General features: G+C 66.7%; 1 protein-coding gene and 1 pseudogene. Both read right to left on the minus strand.

Features of this window, described 5'->3' with window-relative positions; translation table 11 throughout:
- Nucleotides 1-491 (minus strand): annotated as a pseudogene (locus tag JYJ84_RS36160) (dihydroorotase); the annotation flags it as partial.
- 52 nt (nucleotides 492-543) lie between these two features.
- Nucleotides 544-1,575: an aspartate carbamoyltransferase catalytic subunit gene (locus JYJ84_RS36165; protein WP_006476735.1), complete on the minus strand. Its 1,032-nt coding sequence runs from the start codon at nucleotides 1,573-1,575 to the stop codon at nucleotides 544-546.
- Between the last annotated feature and the right edge of the window lie 46 nt (nucleotides 1,576-1,621).

The following is a 1,621-nucleotide window of genomic DNA, read 5'->3' on the forward strand; positions in this document are numbered from 1 at the left end:
AGCAGCACCTGCGTGTCGCACACCGGCACGTTGGCATGCGTGAAGCCGACACAGCCGGACTCGGTCAGCGCGACCATCTCGGTGATCACTTCACCCTTGAGGCCGACGGTGAGCGCGCCGAGCGGATGCACGTTCGCCTGGTGCAGGTTGCGCGCGCGGAACTTGAGCATCTCGACGAGGCCCGGCTCGTCGAGCACGGGGTCGGTATCCGGCGGGCACACGAGGGTCGTGACGCCGCCCGCGACGGCCGCGGCCATCTCGGACGCGAGCGTCGCCTTGTGCTCGTAGCCGGGCTCGCGCAGCCGCGCGCACAGGTCGACGAGGCCGGGTGCGACGATCAGGCCCGACGCGTCGATCGTCCGGTCCGCGTTGAAACCGCCCGGCACCGCGCCGAGCGCGGCGATCTTGCCTTCCGCGACGAATACGTCGGCCTGCCGCTCGGTGCCGGCGACCGGGTCGATCAGCGTGCCGCCTTTGATATGAATCTTCATGCGCTGTCTGTGAATGCGTTGATTGCGTGAATAGGGATGCGCGAAAGCAGGCTCAGTCGCTGTTGCCGGCGACGATGCCCATCACCGCCATCCGCACGGCGATGCCGAACGTGACCTGGTTGAGGATCACCGACTGCGGGCCATCGGCGACCTGCGAATCGATCTCGACGCCGCGGTTCATCGGGCCCGGGTGCATCACGATCGCGTCGGGCGCGGCGAGCGCGAGGCGCTCGGGCGTCAGGCCCCAGGTCTTGAAGTATTCCTGCGCGGAAGGCAGCAGCGCGCCGCTCATCCGCTCGTTCTGCAGGCGCAGCATGATGATCACGTCGACGCCCTTCAGCCCTTCGTCGAGGTTGTGGAACACCTTCACGCCCATCTGCTCGAGCCCGCCCGGCAGCAGCGTGCGCGGGCCGATCGCGCGCACTTCCGGCACGCCGAGCGTGGTGAGCGCGTGGATGTCGGAGCGTGCGACGCGCGAATGCAGGATGTCGCCGACGATCGCCACGCGCAGCTTCGTGAAGTCGCGCTTGTAGTGACGGATCGTGTACATGTCGAGCAGGCCCTGCGTCGGGTGCGCATGGCGGCCGTCGCCGGCGTTGATCACATGCACGTGCGGTGCGCAGTGCTCGGCGATCAGGTACGGTGCGCCGCTCGATGCGTGACGCACGACAAACAGGTCGGCATGCATCGCCGACAGGTTGTTGATCGTGTCGAGCAGCGATTCGCCCTTGCTCGTCGACGATGCATTGATGTTCAGGTTCAGCACGTCGGCCGACAGGCGCGTCGCGGCGATCTCGAAGGTCGTGCGCGTGCGCGTCGAGTTCTCGAAGAACAGGTTGAACACGGACTTGCCGCGCAGCAGCGGCACCTTCTTCACTTCGCGGTCCGTCACGCTGACGAACTGCTCGGCCGTATCAAGGATGTGGTTGACGATCGAGCGCGGCAGGCCCTCGATCGACAGCAGGTGCTTCAGCTCGCCGTTTTTCGTGAGCTGCGGGTTGCCCTTCAGGAAGCCGTAGCGGAACCGGTCGGGGCTCGCGGCCGCAGCGGGATTGCCGGTGCGGCCAGTGGTGTCGGTGGTCATGGTGTGCGTGATTCCAACTATACAAACGGGCCGCGGTGCAAACCGG

Origin of the sequence: Burkholderia sp. LMG 13014 (genome assembly GCF_905232215.1) — a bacterium.
Taxonomy (GTDB): Bacteria; Pseudomonadota; Gammaproteobacteria; order Burkholderiales; family Burkholderiaceae; genus Burkholderia.

Coding starts and splice junctions, on each gene's coding strand:
- JYJ84_RS36165 (WP_006476735.1), bottom strand. CDS start 1,575: ATGACCACCGACACCACTGGCCGCACCGGCAATCCCGCTGCGGCCGCG.